Source organism: Paenibacillus sp. LK1 (assembly GCF_002750415.1).
In the GTDB taxonomy this organism is placed as follows: domain Bacteria; phylum Bacillota; class Bacilli; order Paenibacillales; family Paenibacillaceae; genus Paenibacillus; species Paenibacillus taichungensis.
The window spans coordinates 13,185-34,531 of record NZ_PEII01000024.1 but is presented as its reverse complement, the minus strand read 5'-3'; the positions used below and the strand labels follow the sequence as shown (position 1 = coordinate 34,531).

Genomic DNA, 21,347 nt, shown 5'->3' with positions numbered 1-21,347 from the left:
GGTGCCTCGGGGCCGTATGAACTCGGCCGCGGGCACAGCAAAAAGTCTCCATGTCCACGCTGCATTGCAAGCGTGGTGCATGGAGACTTTTTTTGTCAAAGCCACAGGGCGGTTGCACACCGCCAGGGCTTGAATTACATTTTGTCCGGTGCGGAAACGCCCACCAGACGAAGCGCTGTTGCGATGACGGTGCGTACAGTACCGATCAGCGCCAGACGCGCCTGGGTTTGTCCCGCGTCTTCCGTAATGACGCGCTCTGCACGATAGTAACTGTGGAACAGGGATGCCAGTTCATATACATAACGAACAATACGATGCGGCGCATATCCCGTAGCGGCAGTCGCGATTTCTTCAGGCAGTTCACCCATTTTGCGAAGAAGGTCATATTCATGTTCCGTGGTCAGCTTCGAAAGGTCGATCTGTGACAATGGCAACAGTTCAATGCCTTGTTCTTCTGCCTGACGGTATACGCTGCATACCCGAGCGTGAGCGTATTGTACATAGAATACAGGGTTTTCATTGGACGTCGAAATCGCAAGGTCCATGTCGAAGTCCAGATGAGAATCCATGCTGCGCATGGTAAAGAAGTAACGAATGGCGTCAATGCCTACTTCGTCCATCAGATCCTCCATCGTTACCGCCTTGCCGGTACGCTTGGACATTTTCACTTTCTCGCCGTTCTGGAACAAGCTCACCATCTGTGCAATCAGCACGACCAATTTCTCAGGATCGTTGCCCAGTGCTTGCATGGCCGCTTTCATCCGTGGAATGTAACCATGGTGGTCTGCTCCCCAGATGTTAATCATCGTGTCGTATCCACGCGCATATTTATCACGGTGATAAGCAATATCCGGCGTCAGGTACGTGTACGTTCCATCGTTCTTAATCAATACACGCTCTTTATCGTCACCATACTGCATCGTTTTCAACCAAGTTGCTCCGTCTTGCTCATAGATTTCATTACGATCACGCAATTCGTCAAGTACACGCAACACTTCTCCGTTATCATACAGTGAAGTTTCGCTGAACCAGATGTCGAAATTGACACGGAAGCGATTCAAGTCACGTTTGATCTTGTCCAGTTCTTTCTCCAAACCGAAGTCTCGGAAGTAAGCTGCACGGTCACCTGGATGCATGGACAGCAAAGAATCGCCTTTCTCAGCCACTAGCTCCTTGGCAAACCCTTTGATATCCTCACCGTGATAACCGTCTTCCGGCATCTCTGCGTCTTGGCCCAGTTCTTGCAAATAGCGAGCTTCAATGGAACGAGACAGATTAAATACCTGATTACCCGCGTCATTAATGTAGTATTCACGTGTTACATCATATCCGGCATAGTCGAGGATGTTGCAAAGCGCATCACCCACAGCCGCTCCACGCGCATGGCCCAGATGCAGACTGCCTGTCGGGTTGGCACTGACAAACTCCATCTCGACCTTGCGCCCTTCACCAACATTGATTCTTCCATAATTCTCACCCTGCTCATGCACAAGCCCCAGCACAGGATAGAGATAACTCTTGTCCAACTTAAAATTAATGAATCCCGGTCCAGCGATTTCCGCTTTCTCGATTCCAGCTTCAGCCAGGTTGAGATTGGCAATAATCTCTTCTGCAATCTGGCGTGGATTGCGCTTGGCAATCTTGGTCAGTTGCATAGCGGCATTGGTCGCCAAATCGCCGTGTGTTTTCTCGCGTGGTACTTCAAGGGTGATGGTTGGTAGATCCTCCTGCGCAACAATGCCAGCAGTCACAATGGCATTGCCGATGGCTGTACTTACCCGTTCGTTAATCGTATCTAATGGATTACGTGTCATGAAATTGGTTCCTCCTGTATATGCAAACTAATCGCGAAATGTCCGGATTCTTCGTCAAAGCGGTAAAAGTCGTAGCTCCACGCTGCGCGTGCGCTCAATCCCTGAATGGAAAGTTCCAGCTCCTGTGTATGCGTGGACAAGGCAAACGACATATACGGCGAGCGGTAAAAACCAGGGAGCTTGCGGTTTAACTCAAATGTTTGCTCCGATTCCACCTCACCGTGACGTATAATCTTGATGGATTGTCCGCCCAGCTTCAATGTTGTTCGGGTAATTCCGCCCTCGGGGCCAGCCTGTGGCTCTTCATAACGAACATAGAGCACAGATCCCTTCAATACGGCTTCACCCTGCATTTCCTGCAGTACATCTTCACCTTCATAACGGCTGTGCAGCCGGATCTGAACCGGTCGCATGTTCGACATGAATGTTAACCTCCATTATATTCGAGGCGACGCAAAATCAGGCACGGCCGGTGAGAACAGCCCTTCCTGTATTGTTGTGCCGCTATACGCGCTCATATTCCCGGATAGCTCGCTATCCTACACTCTACTGTATAACTATATCCAGTTCACCCGCTCAATTCAAATCCAAATTCAGAGTTTTTGCCCATCAGCACCAAAAAAAGCAGAGCTACACCTGTAAAGTGCAGCTCTGCCTTGCTTCATTAATAAAGAAATACATTCTGGATCAGGTCCATCGCGGCTCATACGGAAACGGACAGGTCGACTCTACCAGCTTGGCGCGCACCTGTACGAGACAACCACAATAACGGCAGGTTGTACCGTATTGTAACCCTGGACAATTAGAGCAGGTGGATAACCGACGATTATATTCAGCATCCTCAACGGCCGGACGTGAGCGTGAGGCCAGCTCCACGAGCCGGTCCATCTTGGCTTCACTAATCTTCACATCATATTGATCATTACATCCCTTGCATGGTTCCCGTTTCCCAGCACTTCTACTCTGCACAGATGAATCCATCTGATTATCCCTTTATAGCGACCACACCAACCGAGGCCGGAGGCAGTACAAAACGCAGATTGTTATTTTCGAGTGTAATACCCTTCCATTCCGCAGGTTGAACCTGATCCGGCTGTTCAAATGTGTTGAATGCACTATAATCTGCGTGATGCAGAATTCGTCCCGATACAGCAGAAGCGTCCGTTGATTCAATCTGACAAACCACTTCAAGCTCATCCGTATGACTAAGGTTACACGCCGTCACATGAATAACGCCTTCATTGCTGCGAGAAGCCGACAAACTCAGTTGAGGAATGGTCTCTTCTCCGAAAGTGTATCCAGGGCTCTCGTAATTCAGTTCCAACCTCTGCGCGTCCATGTGCACCTGATACATATCAAACACATGATATGTAGGCGTAAGCAGCATCTTCTCTCCTTCTGTCAAAACCAACGCCTGGAGAACATTGACGATCTGCGCAAGATTGGCCATATGCACTCTTTTATTATGTTGGTTAAAAATATTCAGATTGATCCCGGCAAGTACAGCATCACGCATCGTATTTTGTTGATACAGGAACCCTGGATTCGTACCTGGTTCAACGTTATACCACGTTCCCCACTCATCCACGATAATACCAACTCTGCCCTCAGGATCATATTTGTCCATAATCTCGGAGTGCTTCACAAGTAACTCTTCCATATATAGCGTCTTTTTCAAGGTGGTGAACCATTCAGCTTCTCCGAAACTTGTAGCCTGGCCTTTGTCTGCCCACTCACCTGTTGGAATGGTGTAATAATGCAGGCTGATTCCATCCATAAAACGACCGGCTTCCCGCATTAACACCTCCATCCAGTGATAGTTGTTGTCATTGGGCCCGCAGGCGATTTTATAAATTTCATTTCCAGAATAATTGCGTACATATGTAGCATAACGACGATATTCATCTGCGTAGTATTCCGGACGCATATTACCGCCGCAACCCCAGTTCTCGTTCCCCACACCAAAGTATTTCAGCTTCCATGGCTCTTCTCGGCCGTTGCTCTTCCGCCAGTTCGCCATCGGTGATTCCCCATCAAACGTGATGTACTCCACCCATTCCTGCATCTCCTGCACTGTACCGCTCCCCAGATTGCCACTTATATATGGCTGCGTATCAAGTAGCTCACATAGTCTCAAGAATTCATGGGTACCAAAATGATTGTTCTCTTCTACCCCGCCCCAGTGCGTATTGATCATCCGGGCGCGCTCACTTTTTGGACCTACACCATCTTTCCAGTGATATTCGTCGGCAAAACAACCTCCAGGCCAACGAAGTACGGGAATATGGAGTTTTTGCAGTGCAGTAAGCACATCATTTCGGATACCTTCCGTATTGGGGATAGGAGAGTCCTCTCCCACCCAAATGCCTTCATAGATACAGCGTCCCAGATGCTCTGAGAAATGACCGTATATATTGCAATTTATTAATCCTTGTTCTGAATTCGCCTTTAGAATAACATCAACCATTATTTCAACCTCCTCAAAAGTATTGTTACCGCTTACAATAACGTGTTTCCGAACAGGATTCAACCGTTTTTATTTAAACAAAAACAAGCCTATTCCAGCTTCATTTGTCCGGAAAAGGCTTGTTTGTATGCTCTGGCCTCATCAGGCCAAATTAGTTAAGATTTATACTCTTTGAGATTGAAATCGCCTTAAAATTATTCCATGGCATGACGCCATTTACTCGTTTTCAGCGGGCAACAACATTTTTTGCTTCCATGTTGTTCCACCATCTGTCGTCTCATAAATCGCAGGTGAATTGTCGCTTGTTACGACGAGCCAACCTATTTTGGCAGAAGGAAACGAAATGCGAGAGCTATAACCTGGATCTTTCAGGTCAATATTTTTCCACGTGGAACCTGCATCATAAGAACGCCCAATCCCCACTTTGCCTGCTGCAGGTGATCCTGCAGAGAGATAGGCCGTCTGATTACCGATCAACGACATGTTCCCTGGGTGACCCCCCGGGTCTGCGGGGCCTTTTCCATTCCCTGTGCTGCTTGCACCTGGAGCCGGGCCACCACCTGCTGTCGATTGAGCAAAGACCTGTCTCCAATTCTTGCCCTCATTTCCGCTCGCGTAGAGGGAATACGACTGCTGGGACATCCCTGCGTCGCCATACAGAAGAGCCCATACCTGGTTACCACTTGCGTATAAATCTCCACCGCTCCAAGTTGTTGAGGCTACCTTCAGCGATTGCGTCCAGTTCTTACCGCCGTTACTTGTCTGCATGATACGGTAACCCGCACCAGGAGCCACTATAATGGCATAACCTTGCTTCTCTGTCGTGAACACAGCTCCGCGTGTATTGGCTGGTGTGGAGATTCGATTCCATGTTTCACCGCCATCCTTCGTCAAATAAGCTCCGTTATAGGTGTATCCAAAGCCTTCGTTTTTATTGCGAAAATCAATACGATTAAATTGTACCCCTTTAGTATCCATCCGTGTCCAGTGCGCGCCACCATCCGTTGAGCGGATGAGATATGTCGTTGGAGTATCCTTTACCTGTGCCAAAGCAAATCCATTCACATTATTCGGGAAATCAAGTTGTGTGAACTGCCATTGGCCTGTATAGATGGACTGCCAAGTGCAACCTGAATTCGATGTACCAATGAGGAATCCCTCACCAGCAGCCCGTCCGGTTGTACTGTTTAGAAAATCGATATCCGTAAATTGCAGTCGTTGGTCTTCCACACCACTGCCTTTTTTCAACGTAGCTGTTAATCCGTGATCTCCACTTCCACATGTTGGGGAGGATGCAGCATTAGCGCCGGGTAGAGTATGTACCGGTCCCAGTCCCCAAGCCAATGTTACCGATAGTGCGAGTGCGCCAATCCGTTTCCATGTCGTTCTGCTCTTTGTTGTCATTGTGACACCTCCTTCTATGTTTTTACCCCATTTCGCAGGATTTAACGTAACAATTTGTTTATCGCGCATGACATTATTGCAATAAAAAAACCACTCATGCCCACATTTTTTATCTCATGGGCATGAGTGGTTCATCATTAATCTCTGATAAGAGCTGAATTAAATGGGATATGTCTTAAAAGCAATGATCACAAAAGTGATACTTAAAATAAGACACAGGACAAAATGCAATTTATTGTATTTAAGTGTTTTGATGCTAAAGGCAGCATATAACATGGCGAGATTAGCCAGTATGAACGTTAAATTGATGAACAAAGTCATTGTTATTATAAGATTGATGGTAAATATCATAAGTACCGCTATGAACCATTTGGGATACATGCTCAATTGAGCCCGGATTGCATGCATAACAAAAACCCCTTTCCTCTATTTCCATATTATACATAAATATTAAGATAGAGTCATCCCAAATACGTGTTTTCGCTTAACACCCGGACGGAATCATATAAACACAAATGGTAGAGAGACGGGAACGTACGTGCTATAATTAATATTATGGACTTTGAATTGCAAGCGAAAACCCACCTCATAAGGTCGGAAGCCTGACGTGGGTTTCACTTGGATATCAATATTTAATTCTTGCACGCCGGGGCAACCCACAGTCTTTCGCGGTCCCAAGAGTCTTTACCGTTGGCGCGGTGGAGGCTCTTTTTTAGTATATGGTCGAACCCAATCACCCTATACTTCACGAATGAGATCAGGAGGCAATCACAAAAAAACGCCCTCTCCTACGCAGGCTTCAACCTGACGCAGACAGAGGACGCTGTTATTTTGCGATTACTTCACGAATCCAAGCAGCATTTCACGGATCATCTTCGCAGCCACAATTTGTGTCTGTTCTGTAGGATCGTAAATCGGCGCTACTTCAACCAGGTCACAACCAACCACATTTACATCTGATCCTGCGATCATGTGAATCGCTTCAAGCAGTTCCTTGGACGTAATACCGCCCGCTTCTGCCGTTCCTGTACCCGGAGCCGCAGATGGATCAAGTACATCGATATCGATTGTAACGTACACCGGACGGTTACCCATTTTCGGAAGAGCTTCCTTCATCGGAGCTGCCACTTCAAACGGATAGAAGTTGATGTTCTCCCGTCCGAATTGGAACTCTTCACGGGAGCCGGAACGAATCCCAAACTGATAAATATTTTTGCCACCCATCAGTTCAGCTGCTTTACGCACTGGCGTTGAGTGAGACAATGGCTCGCCTTCATAGTTTTCACGAAGGTCGGCATGTGCATCAATATGGATCAGGATAAGGTCGGGATATTTTTTGTACATTTGCTGAATGACAGGCCAAGTGACGAGGTGTTCCCCGCCGAGACCAATCGGGAATTTATCGTCAGCCAGCAGGCCACCGATGTATTCTCCAATGACTTCGAGACTGCGTCCTGCGTTACCGAAAGGCAAAAGCAGATCCCCAGCGTCAAAGTAAGTCATATCCACAATGCTTTTATCCAGGTAAGGGCTGTACTCTTCAAGTCCAACCGACGCCTGACGGATATGAGAAGGACCAAAACGGGACCCTGGACGGAAGCTGACGGTGTAATCCATCGGCATACCATAAATGACCGCTTTGGAGTTCTCATAATCCTCTGAACTGCAAATAAACACGTTACCTGAATAAGCTTGATCCAATTTCATCTGATTATTCCTCCTTATTTCGTAAGGTCTTCCACGAATTTAGGAAGAACGAACGCCGCTTTGTGCAGACGTGGAGAGTAATATTTCGTATCCATCTCTGGAATCTGCGTCTCGTCCACCTCGAGCGGATTATGTTTTTTGCTACCCATTGTAAAAGTCCACAGACCACTTGGGTACGTAGGGATATTACAGCCGTACACATGTACGATCGGGAAGATTTCTTTAACGTCTTTGTTTACCTTTTGGATCAGATCCGCTTTAAACCACGGGTTGTCCGTTTGAGCAACGAAGATCCCGTCTTCTCTCAGCGCTTCATAGATACCTTGGTAGAAACCGCGTTCAAACAGCGGAGCAGCCGGACCTACAGGCTCTGTGGAGTCAACGATGATTACATCGTATTCATTTTTATGCTCTATAATATGCATGTAGCCGTCGTTCACCAGCACTTCAACGTTAGGCTCGTCCAACTTACCGGCGATTTCAGGCAGATACTTTTTGGAATATTCAATCACTTTCCCATCGATTTCGACGAGAACTGCTTTTTCTACAGCAGCATGCTTAATGACTTCACGGATAACTCCGCCGTCACCGCCACCGACAACCAGCACCTTTTTCGGGTTTGGATGTGTATTCAGCGCAGGGTGAGCCGCCATTTCGTGATAAACGAACTCGTCTTTCACCGTCGTCATCACCATGCCGTCAAGCAGCAACATATTGCCGAATTCTTCGGTCTCTACCATAGCCAGATCTTGAAAATCCGTCTTTTCGCTTACATAGGTCTGTTTAATCTTCGCGGTGATTCCGAATGCGGGGGTCTGTTTCTCCGTAAACCACAATTCCATAATCTCTACCTTCTTTCCGTAAAGTTTATATAGATTAAATTGACCAGAGCGTACATAGCGTCTGACTAATCAAAGAATCCAAGCGCTGACAAGGGGTACTGTTCGACCTTCCTTGCCTATTGTATGTTGTGCCGAACTGTTACTTTTCATTACCCTTTTGCATTATACGCGATTGACGTTTATACTGCAAAACGGTTTTTTTCTGCAAAAAAGCTATATTTTAAACCGTTGAACGGGCGAATTGAATATCCGTGTCACTGAATTCCCATACTGGAAAGAAAAGAAAGGAGCCCGTTCCATGACCCAATCAAGCCAAAAGACCCGCAAACGCGGGTTCCGCACATGGAAAGTCATCAAAAGCCTAGCTTTGCTCGCTATTCTCGGCCTAATCGCCACGGCAGCAGCATTGGTCTATCTATACGCCACCAGCCTGCCACTGGCCGACTCCGACCGCAATTCCAGGCTGCTGGACAGCCAGGGGGAAGTCATTGCCACTTTCTCGGCAGGCGGCAAAGACTCGGTACCCGTACAGTTGGGAGATATTTCACCTGATTTGGTTAACGCTACACTTGCTGTAGAGGACCGCAAGTTCTATGATCATATCGGCTTCGACATCCGAGGGATGGGACGGGCTGTACTCGTCAACCTGGAACATATGCAGATGTCCCAAGGAGCAAGCACACTGACCCAACAGCTCGCACGCAACTTGTATTTATCGCATGAAAAGACATGGACCCGCAAAGCCAAGGAAGCCATGTACACGGCACAATTGGAGATGAAATACAGCAAGGATGAAATTCTGCAGATGTACCTGAACGAAATTTATTACGGTCACGGCGCCTACGGGATCGAAGCAGCCTCACGGATGTACTTTGGCAAATCCGCCAAACAGTTGACGCTTGCCGAAAGTGCCATGCTTGCAGGGATTCCAAAGGGGCCGACCTACTATTCTCCATATAATCATATGAAGAACGCCAAGGACCGACAGAAGGTTGTATTGAATGCCATGGCTGACGTCGGCAAAATTACGCAAGCGGAAGCAGACAAGGCTTATGAGGAAATGCTTTCGTTTAAACCGGAAAGTGAACGCAAAACTGTGGAAAGTGCACCTTATTTCCGCGATTATATCCGTAATCTGGCCATCAAGGAGTTGGGAATCAGCGAAGCGATGCTGGACCATGGAGGATTGAATATATACACCACGCTGGATTTGCGTGTGCAAAAAGCGGCGGAAGACGCCGTAGCCAAAGGTATGGACGCCAAAAGCGAGCTCGAAACCGCGCTGGTATCAATCGATCCCCGAACCGGATATATCAAAGCGATGGTGGGCGGCAAAAACTACCGCACCAATCAGATTAACCATGTACTGGCGACTACACGCCAGCCGGGATCTGCTTTTAAACCAATTATGTATCTGGCTGCACTGGAATCGAAACAGCTCACCAGTGCGTCCATGTTTAAAAGCGAGCCGACCCTGTTTCATTATGACAATGATCGCAAGACCTATAAGCCTGGTAACTTCGGAGACAAGTATTTAGGTGAAATTGATCTGAGACAGGCTATCGCCGCTTCGGACAACATCTACGCGGTAAATACGATTATGCAGATCGGACCTGAACAAGTGGTGAAAATGGCCAAAAACCTAGGGATTACGAGCAACATGAGCCCGGTACCTTCCCTTGCACTTGGCACCTCACCCGTTAGTCCACTGGAGATGGCTTCAGCATTCTCCGCTATCGCCGCAGGTGGGCAAAGAACACCTCCTGTAGCCATTCTGCAAGTGACGGATGCCGCAGGACGAGTCATCTATGAAGCACCTCAGACCAAGGCCGAGAGGGTTGTTGAACCGGCTGCCGCTTATGTATTAACACGGTTGATGGAAAGTGTGTTCGAAAATGGTGGAACGGGTAATCGAGTATCAGCAACCATTAAGCGACCTGTCGCCGGCAAAACGGGGACAACCAATACGGATGCTTGGCTAGTCGGCTTTACTCCAGAGCTCTCAACGGCTGTCTGGGTCGGTTACGATCAAGGCAAAGCCATTTCCACATCTGACGGGCGTCGGGCGGCACCCATGTTCGCCCAGTTTACGGAACAGGCCCTCGCCAGTGTTCCACCGAAGATTTTCACCGTACCGGATAATGTCGTCAGTGTATATATCGATCCCGAATCCGGCAAACTGGCTGGCAATGGCTGCGCCGAGAAACGGCTGGAAGTTTTTATTGATGGCACGGAACCGACCGAGGTCTGTCGCAGCGCTTCAGACGACTCGAGCTCAGAGAATGATAAAGCCAGTCGCGAAGTGCAAAACCAGGAGGGAATACAGGAAGAGAAACATTCTTGGTGGAAGGATTTCAAACGCTGGTGGGTGGAGTAACCAAAGTGACGTAAATGCGTAATGACGTAATTGCGTCAGCTTCTGTAAAATTTAATTTTAGCATAGAAGCAAAAACCCCGAACCGATCATCTCGGTCCCGGGGCTTTTGCTTCTTTTTTTTGAACAACTTTGAACATTCATTAATTAGGCGAGCGCTTCTTTCAATTCATCCGGAGAAGCGTTCCACCATTCTTCGTTATGCGTAGTCAATAACGTCTTGAGTGCCGCGCGATCCTCAGGACCAAGGTCATCCAGCATGAACCGGCGCTTCATGGCATAATCCATGCGGTTCACATGTTCGGCCAGCAGTTTCCATCCACGACGCGCTTCTGTATCAATCCACATCTCACACGCTGTTGCTCCACCATAGAACTGCCCCTGCTCGTTACGGTCCACAGCTACCCATACCAGCCATACCTGGCGTCCATTGGGTACGTCCTCACGGTTGGTTGAGAACTTGATGTTGCGCTCCACTTTGCTCTTTGCATGCATCGCACCAATATCGATCTTGGCTTCTCCGTTATCAATAATAACTGGAGAAAGGTTGTTCAGATCTATGGAACCTGCACCGAAGCCTTTGTGTTTGCTCTTTGCACTAACGATATTCAAGGCAATCTGTTTTTTGCCGTTTTGCTCGTTTTGGTCCATGTTTATAGCCTCCAAGGGTTGATACAAATATTTTAACTAATAATCGCTCCAATGCAAACATATACATGCTGTAGATGCTTGTCAACGGGAGGTATTTAACGATGATTCCACGACGCGCCAAGAGCTGGCTCACCGCAATTATAGCCCTGTGTGTAGTTGCCGGGGGGATATGGCTTGGTCTAGGCTCCACACGTTCCATTCATTCTGACTTGCCTGCGCTCGCCCCGGAATCGGGCAAGCCTACGGCACCCGTCAAAACCCAAACATCTCCGGAAAGTATACAGACACCTACAGCTGAAGTGTTCAGCAACCGCGTAGTGGAATATCACATGGATGTGAAGCTGGTAGACGGGAATGTATTGCAAGGGACTCAGACGATAACCTGGACACATCCAGGTAAGAAAACCGTCAGCGAGCTTTATTTTCACATGTATCCCAATGCCTTCTCTTCTGCTGACACCACTTTTATGAAAGAATCCGGGGGGAAACTTCGCGGTGATGTCATGCCCACGAACGGTTATGGTTCTATGCATATTACAGAAATGAAAACAGAGGACGGGCTTTCTCTCTTGCATCGGATGCAATATGTGCAACCGGATGACGGAAACATGAAAGATACTACCCTCATTAAGGTACGGCTGCCCAAACCCGTTAAAGGCGGTGAAAGCATAACGCTTCACACCCAATTTGAGGTCAAGCTACCGAAGATTTTTGCCCGCATGGGAACGGCAGATCATTTTGTTATGGCAGGTCAATGGTTCCCTAAACTTAGCGTATATGAGCCAGTAGGCACACGAGGTCGGACGACCGAAGGCTGGAATCTGCATCAGTATCACGGCAATTCAGAGTTTTATGCCGATTTCGGTATCTATAGTGTGCGTATTCGGGTACCGGAAACATACAAAGTAGCTGCTACCGGATTCCCAACCCAACAAGCTGTTGTGAAGAACGGCGAAAAAGTATATCAGTTCTATGCCGATGATGTGCATGATTTTGCCTGGTCAGCCTCTCCTGATTTTGTTTATGCGGAAGAACCCTTCTCTGCTCCCAATGTGCCAGGCGTCCGAATCAAGCTGTATCTCGACCCTGCTCATGAGGACCTGAAGGAACGTTATTTCTACGCCGCCAAAGCAGCGCTATCCAATTATAGCAAGTGGTTTGGCCCTTATCCGTATTCCACACTGTCCATTGTTGTCCCGCCCAAATCGGGGAATGGCGCAGGAGGAATGGAATACCCTACCTTGGTCACCGCCTTCGGTGCGGATGATTCTACACCTGGTTACGATCTGGAACGCACGGTTGTGCACGAGATTGGGCATCAGTATTTTTACGGCATGGTCGCCAGTAATGAATTTGAGGAGGCTTGGCTGGACGAAGGGTTCACCTCCTATGCAGAAGACAAAGTGATGGAACAGGAATACGGACTTATCCCGAATCTGCCTGTACAGTCAGGTCTCATTACTTCTCCAGCCTCTCTGACACAGGACTCCTGGAAGTTCGATTCCCAGAATCAATATGCCGCCAACGTATACACACGAGGCAAGCTTGTATTACTCGGGATAGAACAACAAGTTGGTGCCAAAACGATGGAGCGTATTCTCTCGACCTATGTAAAGAAATACCGTTTCAAACACCCTACTTCGTCTGATTTTCAAAAGGTCGTGGAGCAAGTAACCCGTACCTCCTGGACCGATTATTTTAATCAATATGTATACGGTGACGGCATGGCTGACTTTGCAGTGGAGAAGATCACAATTAATCCTATCCTGAAAGACGGTCAAACGTTGTACGAGTCATCCATTACAGTCCAGAAAAAAGGCAGTGAATATAAGAAGGTGCCTGTTCGAATTATGTTCGAAGATGGGAAAACCATGACGAAAGAATGGGATGGCAGCGAGGAGCGCATTACCTACAAACTGACCTATACTTCCCCTGTTTCCTGGGCCATGACTGATCCGCTGTACACGATTGTGCTGGAGAACCATCATATGAACAATTTTCTGAAAGCCGGACTGGATGAGCCAACCAAATCCCGCTGGAGCATGAGTGCAACCAAACTTATAGAAGCCATATTCGGAAGTCTGTCATGGTGAGGTGGATACAGTGAAAGCGAAAATACGTGAAGGCTGGTTTCTCGTCCGTCAGCATATGTTCATTGCAGCACTCTTATTTCTCTATCAATTAGTATGGGGATACTTTCTTTATCGAATGGTTCAATCAGCTGTGGTTCCGCTACTCCTGCGTTATCCCGACCCTGATGCAGGGGAACTCAGTACAATTTTATTCAAAATGGAGAGCCAACTCGGCCTGACAATGAATCCAGAGGTCCATCGCTATTTATGGATTTTAGGGGCTATGCTGCTGCTACGGATGCTAATTAGCCCTCTCATTCAGGCAGGGCTGCTCTACTCGCTCCAACATTATAATCATTCGGAAGAGCGCATTCCATTCATTCGTGGCATCAAAAATTTGTGGAAACCAATGCTTCTGCTCCACACTATTCGCACCCTATTGCTGCTGCTACCGGCTTATTGGATCGCACCAAAACTTTATTCCATCCTTATGGAAGGTTTTCATTCCCTCCATCTGCTCCTGCCTGGTATTCCCTATGTTGCTGGTTGGATTGTATACGGGTGGGTTATCCATCATGTCCTGCTGTACATGCAGTTTGGTATCTCGGCTCCTGATGGGGAAGGCGGAGCACGTGGTACGTTTCAAGCTCTATGGATTGCACTACGCCAGGTCATCACTCTAATTGGCATTGCCGTACTGCTGGGTGGCCTTCATCTCCTGGTCTTTGGCGCCTTCACTTCAGCTTCATGGTTACTAACGGGCTTAACTGGTCTTATACTACAACAGACGTATCCACTTGCCCGGTGCTTGCTGAGCTTATGGAAGATATGCGCCCATTTCCGGTTATGGCAGTCCAACTCGGTCAAGGATTAACGTGCACAGTTAAAAATGGTTACCATCTATATGTAAAGTTGTTTTCATCAAACACCTTTAAACAAGCAAACCTCGACCTTTCCCCGTCAAAGGTCGAGGTTTTTTTTGCTAATTTTGCTGTTAAACGTTGCCAAAGTGATATACCTCTGTTACAATAATCGCAGTGAGTTTTTAGTAACAACTTTGTAATCTTTACCTTCATATTTGTAACTACTTAAAATTTAATCGTCATTTCTTGATTTCGCAGGTGCATAACTAGCATAGCCAAATTCCTAGCACCTGGGAAGCGGGGGAACCAGTTATGGGTGAATTGATCTTGCAACAGAGGGATCATAGGGGACCTTCAACCGAATCCTTAAGCTAACCTCGCAGGCATTGGAAGGGGTATATCTCTTGTTTAAGAAGAAATTAACCGCAGCTGTACTCAGCATCACATTCGCATTATCGCTTGGAGCAGGCAGCGCATTCGCAGATTCAAAAATGGACCAAGTCATTGATTCAGCAATGGGAACTACATACAAAAGCGGAGGAACAACGCTTAACGGCTTTGACTGCTCTGGGTTCACAAGTTATGTATTCGACAAGCTGGGTATTGATCTGGCTCGCCAATCGAGCTCGCAATTCGACATGGGTGATTCAGTATCCCGTATGGAAATGAGACCAGGTGATCTGGTATTCTTCAATACAACGGGCAAAGGGGTCTCACACGTAGGGATCTTTGTAGGGGATGGAAAGTTTGCACACTCATCTTCTTCCAAAGGAGTTACAATCAGTGCATTAAGCGAAAGCTACTGGGCTAACCGCTATGTTGGCGCTAAACGCATTATGAGCACGGACGCATATGAGACATTGGCCATCGACTAGGGACAAGCTGAGCAACGTCATGCTGTAACAATAAAAATACTGTAACGAAGCATAATAGAACCGTCTGGTACATTCTCCGCAGGAATGTATCCGGCGGTTTTTTTGTGCTTCGTTTCCTTTAACGTATTCGGGACAGCTATCAAACCTAATTTTAACTTTTTTTAAAAAGCTAATTTTCGTTGCTTTGTCCGTGCTCTTATAATGTTTTTACCCATCCCACTATAATATAAACGAAATTACCGGAACTTTTGTTTCACTTTTTTTTCAAAAACGAGGACTTGCCAAATGAACGCCTCTTTTGTAGAGTGGAAACAAGCTTAGATATGGAATGACATATGTATATGGACAAATCAGAATCATTATAGCTTGTTCACAATGAGAGGAGCGTGCAGTTGTATGGATGAAGCCTCTGTGACGTTTCACGTTGTGCCCATGCAAGAAGAACATGCGGAGCTCATCTGCAATTGGCAGTATGACCCGCCTTATAATATTTATAGCTGGCTACCCTGGGAGCAGATGAAAGCACTCGAAGTAGAATTCGGCGATCCCCAGCTACGGAAGGAACAATATGTGGTGGTGCTGGGAGAGAATCAACAAATTTGCGGCTTCGCTCAATACTTCCCACTTGAAGGTGTCACCCGCATTGGGCTTGGCATGCATCCGGAACGATGTGGTCATGGTCAAGGAACGGCTTTTGTCTCCGCCATTGTGCAGGAAGCCATTCGCCGGAACCCTGCAAACGAAATCGATCTGGAAGTTCTGACCTGGAATGACCGGGCCATTCGCGTCTATCTCAAAGCCGGATTTGTTACGCAGGATACATACGAACGACAGACACCAAGCGGTTTGAAGCCCTTCTACTGTATGGTCTATGAAGGTCCACGCGGATAAAAAGAGCTTAAAATCACCCTAGAAAGTCCCCGGTTATGTGATTAGTTCAAAAAATTACCACAAAATGCTATGATGTCACTACAGGTTCCGTTATAATGATATGGATAGTTTCAAGTTAGATGATCTTTCATTCTGGAGGGGACATAAGGGATGCACAAATGGATCATGAGCGGGGTATTTTTTGCAGCGTGCGCTTTAGCTATTGTACTAATGTTTACGCTTCCAGGGAAAGAGGAAGTTGCAGAAGAAGCGAAACCGACGATGCCGCAAGTTACAATGGATGCAGGACAGGCTGAGGCACTGGTCAAAGCCAACTGTATTACCTGCCACGGTGATCAGCTTCAAGGGGGTATGGGCCCTAGTCTGCAGAAGATTGGTAGCCAGGACGATGTGGAGAAGATTTATACCACGATTGTCAAAGGTAAAAGTGGCGGTATGCCTTCGTTCAAAGACAAGCTGAAGGATGAAGAAATCGCGAATATTGCGATGTGGCTGGCGGAGAAGAAGTAATCGAAGAAGTCTTTCAAGGCGATTAGTTTGTGGCGGTTCATGTATATTGAGTGTGGGTGGCCTTAGTCACCTCTTGCTCTTTATGCATGCTCTAAACCATGCTGACGCTAGACGCACAACGTAGGCAACCCGTATTCGTATTGCAGGGTTGCTGGATTTATCAATGGTTATACAGAGAAGAGGCTCTTACTCTCCCGTACAGGGAAGTAAGAGCCTCTTGCTCATTTCAGGGATGCTCCGATGATAATATCCACCATGCTGTGACTATCTAGATACATTAGCGTATCCTGCCTGCCCTCCGGCCTCTGATTCAGCTAAAGCAAGCATCGATTACTGGCTCTTTGCCTTCTGCTCGGCAAGGAAAGCCTGCACTTCACGTGCGGACGGCATCCCGGACTGGGCGCCGAGCTTCGTCACGGACAACGCGGCTGCGCCCATGGCGAAGCTTACCGCCGCGTCCAGCGTCTCTCCGCGCGCGAGGGCTACTGCCAGCGCGCCGTTGAAGCAATCGCCAGCGCCGGTCGTGTCGACGGCGCTTACGGCGTAGCCGGGCGCACGGCACGCGCCGGCACGCCCTGCCTGTACGCGGCCGCCAGGCGCTGCCGCGTACACAGCCCCCTCGGGGCCGAGCGTCGTGACGACAGCGGCCCCGAGGGATGCGGCGAGCTCTGCGACCGCCGCATCCACGTCTTCCGGCCGGAGATCATCCCGGCCGGTGAGCACGGCGAGCTCGCTGCGGTTCGGCGTGACAACGTCGACGCACCGCAGCAGCTCCTGGGGCAGACCCGGCACCGCAGGCGCCGGGTTGAGCACCACCAATGCGCTGCCTTCAGCCGCCAGTTGGGCGGCGCGGGTGACCGCGGGCAGCGGGATCTCTAGCTGCAGCAGCACCGCTGCGGCTGCAGTCAGGCTTTTTAACGTATCCGCCTCTTCCAGCATCGCAGGCACAACCTGCCCATTTGCTCCAGGAATGACAATAATCCGGTTATCTCCTTTGGAGAGCCAGATGGAGGCCGTACCTGTAACGGTATCATCCAGAATGCGAACTTGCGAGGCATCCGCCCCGCTTTCCATTAGACTGTGCAGCAGGCGTTCACCAAAACCATCCGAACCTACCGCACCAATCATCGTTGTCTGTCCGCCCAGTCGTGCAGCAGCAACCGCCTGATTGGCGCCTTTGCCTCCGGCCAAATAGTGCAGTTCCTCCCCGCTCACCGTCTCGCCTTCCTCAGGAATGATGTCCGTCTTTACCACCAGATCCATATTAAGGCTGCCTACGACAGCAATAAGAGGTTTGTTCTGATTATCGTCTGACATGTATGTTTCACTCATTTCCGGTAGTGCGATAATAACCGACCCAGGTTATTCCGACCTCATTTTCTCAAAAGCCTCATTATATTGTTGCGCTTCTTTAATATCTACAGATGTGATGCCACCTTCATCCCATGACGTGAGACGCAGTGTGACCGTTGTATAGTCAATTGTAATGAAAGGATGATGATTGAATGCTTCCGAAATCGCTGCGACCTCATCCACAAATGCAATCCCTTTCATGTAGTTGGAAAATACGAACTTGCGGACAATCCATCGTCCCTCTTCCAGTTCCCAGCCTTCCAGCCTTCCCAGATGAGCTTCGACTTCCTCTTGCGTAAAAACCATACGTTATCTTCCTCCCCATATGATGGCTCATCATAGACAACTGTCCATACTGCCACCGAAACCTTTGGTGCTACCCATAGCAACCCAAACGCATAGGTCCACCGCCCTGCGGTTCGCCCGTTTCATGACTATCATCTTACCACGGACAAGCCTCAAATTCCAATAGTACAAATGGCGCTAGATCCACTAACCATAAGGCTTTAGGGAGATTCTCCAACTCAGGTTTCCATGCCAAATATCTTATGGGTACATACTAAATGAGCGGTACAAAAGTCAGCTCTTCTTCCCCAATTAAGATATGAATTCGGTGCTGATCCTTGTCATGAATGACCACTCCACTTCCTACCGGAATGACCGACTCCTCACCCAGTGCATAGAACAGATCTTCAGCGAGCGCCTCATCTACTTCAAGTTGCTCTGTTACACCAAGGCGTGACCATTCTTCCTCATCCATCTCAAAGAAAACATAGCGGTCCGGTATTCGTCCTATAGCCTCTGTCAAATCTGTCAATATTCCTTCATAATCTCGTCCATGCTTTACGCCCATTGGCTTTTCACTCCTATTTAGCCCCTAAGGAGCAGATTTGATCTTATTATACCTGAAAATAACCCTTAAAAAAAAAGGCCATCTGGTCGATAAATACTATACATGACCGTTTTAACTGTTTCTGCAACCCTAAAGGATGCCTAACATTAAACGGATTGCGGTGTAACGTTCGTCCGGAAGCCCGAATAAAGCCGCTTGAAAGGATTCAATTTTATCTCATGGATGAGGTGTATGATGGAAATTTCAACGATTATCGGACTAGTTTTAGGGCTGGTTTCACTTGTAGTGGGTATGTTCCTGAAGGGTGCGCCCCTTATCAACCTGGTTAACAACCCGGCAGCCTACGTTATTATTTTTGTTGGTACGGCAGCAACTATTTTCATGGCATTTCCCATGTCTGAAGTTAAAAAAATCCCCAAGCTATTTGGGGTACTGTTCAAAAAGCAACAACTGATTGACCGTGTTTCTCTAATCGGCACATTTATGGACTGGGCTTCCACCACCCGTCGTGAAGGTTTGCTTGCACTTGAATCGAAAGTCGAAGATATTGATGATCAGTTCCTGCGCGGCGGTATGCGTATGATTATTGACGGAAATGATCAGGAATTTGTAAGTGATGTACTCATGGAAGATATTCATGCTACAGAAGAGCGCCATCGTGGCGGTGCCTTGATCTTCGCCCAAGCGGGGATGTATGCACCAACGCTCGGGGTACTCGGGGCCGTTGTAGGTCTCATTGCAGCGCTTGCCGATCTCAGTGATATGGAAAAGCTCTCGCATGCGATTGCAGCGGCGTTTATCGCGACACTTCTCGGTATCTTTAGTGGTTACGTGTTGTGGCATCCAATGTCCAATAAACTGAAGCGGATGTCCAAAAAAGAGATGGAAATCAAGCTGATGATGGTTGAAGGCTTGTTATCCATACAATCTGGTGTATCCACCATTGCCATTAATCAAAAATTATCTGTATTCCTGACACCTTCCGAACGTAGACAGTTGGAAGAGAAGGAGGGCTCATCAGGTGAAAAAGGCTAAAAAACACGAACCGCATGAAGAACATATAGACGAGAGTTGGTTGCTTCCCTACTCTGACTTGATGACGTTGCTGCTCGCTCTGTTTATCACATTATTCTCTATGAGCTCTATAGATGCAACGAAGTTTGAACAGATGGCTTCCGCACTGAGCAGCGCATTGAATGGTGGTTCGGGTGTACTGGATCATACCTCCATGAACCCTACAGAATCTACTATAGATTTGGGTAAGAACAAACAGCAGCCTGAAGATATCAAGAAGACAGCCGCTCAGATTACAGATGCGCAGATGGCTCAGAAAGAACAGGAAGATCTGGAGAAACTCAAGAAACGGCTTGATCAATATATTCAGAAAAACGGTCTCTCCGATCAGCTGAATACGAAGCTGAATCAGTCTGAACTCAAAATCACGATCAGTGATAACGCCCTGTTCTCCTCAGGCCGGGCTGATGTTAAACCAGAGTCACGCTCGCTGGCCAAAGCCATCTCAAGCATGCTGCAGGAGTTTCCGGAATATGAAGTCGTAGTGTCTGGCCATACTGATAATGTTCCCATTTCGAACAGCCAATATAAGGATAACTGGGATTTGAGTGCCGATCGAGCACTGAATTTCCTCAAAATTCTGTTATTGAATGAGGCGCTGGACCCTTCGAAGTTTACACCTAGCGGTTATGGAGAGTATCACCCAGTCGCTAGCAACCAAACAGATGCTGGACGAGCTCAAAACCGTCGGGTAGAAGTTTCGATTATCCGGAAATATCAGAGTAACAACACGGACGTGAAAGCAGTCGGAAAAGATAACTAAAGAGTTGTTCGTTGTAGCAAAGTAATGCTTAAGTCACTCTCCTTCATTACAGGGGAGTGACTTTTTTCTATCCACTGATATGAAAAAGCGCTGCTTCCCTTGAGGGAAAGCAGCGCTTTGGATATCATCATTTATTCCATATTATAATCTAGCAAACTGCTTAGTTCCGACTTTTCAGCGGGCGTTAGTTCTCTCCAGGTCCCTGTGGCCTGTTCACCGAGATGAATGTTCATAATACGAATCCGCTTCAACTTCCGAACCTCATAGCCAAATGCACTGCACATCCGGCGAATTTGACGGTTTTTTCCCTCTGTCAGAATAATGCGGAACACCCGCTCTGATATACGAGTCACCGTACAAGGCAGCGTCATTTCGCCAAGGATCTTGACTCCTGTGCTCATGCCTCTTAAGAAACTCGGCGTTACCGCACGATCCACGGTGACAATATATTCTTTCTCATGACGTCCTTCTGCCCTCAAAATTCGATTGACGATATCACCGTCATTGGTCATCAGAATCAAACCTTCCGAATCCTTATCCAGGCGTCCAATGGGGAAAATACGCTCTTTGTGCCCTACAAAATCAACGATATTCCCTTGAATGTGCTGTTCGGTTGTACTCGTTATTCCGACAGGTTTATTGAGTGCAATATATACGTGTTTCCGTTTTTCCTTAATAGGTTGACCATTAATTCTTACATCATCGCCATCTTCTGCTTGACTGCCCAGCTCGGCCTTGACTCCATTAATCGTTACTTTCCCGCTTTCCACCAATCTGTCGGCTTCTCGACGGGAACAAAAACCCGTTTCACTGATAAATTTATTAATACGCAAA

The 21,347-nt window shown here is 47.7% G+C and carries 20 protein-coding genes and 1 riboswitch; of the genes, 8 read left to right on the top strand and 12 right to left on the bottom strand.

Features of this window, described 5'->3' with window-relative positions; translation table 11 throughout:
* Nucleotides 1-134: 134 nt before the first annotated feature.
* The 7 genes from argS to speE form a co-directional block, all read right to left on the bottom strand.
* Nucleotides 135-1,814 (bottom strand): arginine--tRNA ligase, encoded by a 1,680-nt coding sequence (gene argS, locus CS562_RS31320; protein WP_099859284.1) that lies wholly within the window; start codon nucleotides 1,812-1,814, stop codon nucleotides 135-137.
* Nucleotides 1,811-2,236: a YwiB family protein gene (locus tag CS562_RS31315; RefSeq protein ID WP_063567645.1), complete on the bottom strand. Its 426-nt coding sequence runs from the start codon at nucleotides 2,234-2,236 to the stop codon at nucleotides 1,811-1,813. The genes argS and CS562_RS31315 overlap by 4 nt, the downstream gene beginning before the upstream one ends.
* A 265-nt stretch (nucleotides 2,237-2,501) precedes the next feature.
* Entirely contained in the window at nucleotides 2,502-2,795 is a 294-nt protein-coding gene (locus tag CS562_RS31310) for a DUF6171 family protein (protein WP_099859283.1), read from the bottom strand.
* Nucleotides 2,796-2,799: 4 nt separating this feature from the next.
* The gene (locus CS562_RS31305) at nucleotides 2,800-4,281 is read right to left on the bottom strand and encodes an alpha-N-arabinofuranosidase (RefSeq protein ID WP_099859282.1); all 1,482 of its coding nucleotides are present in this window, start codon (nucleotides 4,279-4,281) and stop codon (nucleotides 2,800-2,802) included.
* 216 nt (nucleotides 4,282-4,497) lie between these two features.
* Entirely contained in the window at nucleotides 4,498-5,685 is a 1,188-nt protein-coding gene (locus tag CS562_RS31300; protein ID WP_099859281.1) for a WD40/YVTN/BNR-like repeat-containing protein, read from the bottom strand.
* Between the two features lie 837 nt (nucleotides 5,686-6,522).
* Nucleotides 6,523-7,392, bottom strand: coding sequence for an agmatinase (gene speB, locus CS562_RS31290; protein ID WP_024628791.1), 870 nt, complete (start codon nucleotides 7,390-7,392; stop codon nucleotides 6,523-6,525).
* Between the two features lie 14 nt (nucleotides 7,393-7,406).
* Nucleotides 7,407-8,234 (bottom strand): polyamine aminopropyltransferase, encoded by an 828-nt coding sequence (gene speE, locus CS562_RS31285; protein ID WP_064641349.1) that lies wholly within the window; start codon nucleotides 8,232-8,234, stop codon nucleotides 7,407-7,409.
* Nucleotides 8,235-8,532: 298 nt separating this feature from the next.
* Here speE and CS562_RS31280 point away from each other — a divergent pair, with 298 nt between their 5' ends.
* A complete protein-coding gene (locus tag CS562_RS31280) occupies nucleotides 8,533-10,611 on the top strand; it encodes a transglycosylase domain-containing protein (RefSeq protein WP_099859279.1) in 2,079 nt (692 codons plus the stop codon).
* Between the two features lie 144 nt (nucleotides 10,612-10,755).
* Here CS562_RS31280 and CS562_RS31275 read toward each other — a convergent pair whose 3' ends face one another.
* Nucleotides 10,756-11,259 (bottom strand): YwhD family protein, encoded by a 504-nt coding sequence (locus tag CS562_RS31275; protein ID WP_076292196.1) that lies wholly within the window; start codon nucleotides 11,257-11,259, stop codon nucleotides 10,756-10,758.
* A 101-nt stretch (nucleotides 11,260-11,360) separates the two neighbouring features.
* Between CS562_RS31275 and CS562_RS31270 the strand changes: the two genes are divergently transcribed.
* The 5 genes from CS562_RS31270 to CS562_RS31250 all read left to right on the top strand — a co-directional run bounded on the left by CS562_RS31270 (nucleotide 11,361) and on the right by CS562_RS31250 (nucleotide 16,470).
* On the top strand, nucleotides 11,361-13,352 hold the full coding sequence (locus CS562_RS31270) for a M1 family metallopeptidase (protein ID WP_099859278.1): 1,992 nt from the start codon (nucleotides 11,361-11,363) through the stop codon (nucleotides 13,350-13,352).
* A gap of 10 nt (nucleotides 13,353-13,362) precedes the next feature.
* On the top strand, nucleotides 13,363-14,205 hold the full coding sequence (locus CS562_RS31265) for a hypothetical protein (RefSeq protein ID WP_076292198.1): 843 nt from the start codon (nucleotides 13,363-13,365) through the stop codon (nucleotides 14,203-14,205).
* 252 nt (nucleotides 14,206-14,457) lie between these two features.
* Nucleotides 14,458-14,595: riboswitch (cyclic di-AMP (ydaO/yuaA leader) on the top strand.
* A gap of 3 nt (nucleotides 14,596-14,598) precedes the next feature.
* Complete coding sequence (locus CS562_RS31260; protein WP_076292199.1) at nucleotides 14,599-15,069, top strand: C40 family peptidase; 471 nt, start codon at nucleotides 14,599-14,601, stop codon at nucleotides 15,067-15,069.
* Nucleotides 15,070-15,465: 396 nt separating this feature from the next.
* Entirely contained in the window at nucleotides 15,466-15,960 is a 495-nt protein-coding gene (locus CS562_RS31255) for a GNAT family N-acetyltransferase (protein ID WP_099859277.1), read from the top strand.
* 150 nt (nucleotides 15,961-16,110) lie between these two features.
* A complete protein-coding gene (locus CS562_RS31250; protein WP_063567633.1) occupies nucleotides 16,111-16,470 on the top strand; it encodes a c-type cytochrome in 360 nt (119 codons plus the stop codon).
* A gap of 330 nt (nucleotides 16,471-16,800) precedes the next feature.
* Here CS562_RS31250 and rbsK read toward each other — a convergent pair whose 3' ends face one another.
* The 3 genes from rbsK to CS562_RS31235 form a co-directional block, all read right to left on the bottom strand.
* Nucleotides 16,801-17,787 (bottom strand): ribokinase, encoded by a 987-nt coding sequence (gene rbsK / locus CS562_RS31245; RefSeq protein WP_099859276.1) that lies wholly within the window; start codon nucleotides 17,785-17,787, stop codon nucleotides 16,801-16,803.
* A 45-nt stretch (nucleotides 17,788-17,832) separates the two neighbouring features.
* Entirely contained in the window at nucleotides 17,833-18,129 is a 297-nt protein-coding gene (locus CS562_RS31240) for a 4a-hydroxytetrahydrobiopterin dehydratase (RefSeq protein WP_064641360.1), read from the bottom strand.
* A gap of 253 nt (nucleotides 18,130-18,382) precedes the next feature.
* Nucleotides 18,383-18,676, bottom strand: coding sequence for a hypothetical protein (locus CS562_RS31235; protein WP_063567630.1), 294 nt, complete (start codon nucleotides 18,674-18,676; stop codon nucleotides 18,383-18,385).
* Between the two features lie 234 nt (nucleotides 18,677-18,910).
* On the opposite strand from CS562_RS31235, the gene motA reads away from it, so the two are divergent.
* Both motA and motB read left to right on the top strand, forming a co-directional pair.
* Nucleotides 18,911-19,711 (top strand): flagellar motor stator protein MotA, encoded by an 801-nt coding sequence (motA, locus tag CS562_RS31230; protein WP_024628803.1) that lies wholly within the window; start codon nucleotides 18,911-18,913, stop codon nucleotides 19,709-19,711.
* Nucleotides 19,698-20,513 (top strand): flagellar motor protein MotB, encoded by an 816-nt coding sequence (gene motB / locus CS562_RS31225; protein WP_099859275.1) that lies wholly within the window; start codon nucleotides 19,698-19,700, stop codon nucleotides 20,511-20,513. The genes motA and motB overlap by 14 nt, the downstream gene beginning before the upstream one ends.
* Nucleotides 20,514-20,644: 131 nt before the next feature.
* Here motB and rluF read toward each other — a convergent pair whose 3' ends face one another.
* Entirely contained in the window at nucleotides 20,645-21,346 is a 702-nt protein-coding gene (gene rluF / locus CS562_RS31220; RefSeq protein WP_099859274.1) for a 23S rRNA pseudouridine(2604) synthase RluF, read from the bottom strand.
* Nucleotide 21,347: the final 1 nt, after the last annotated feature.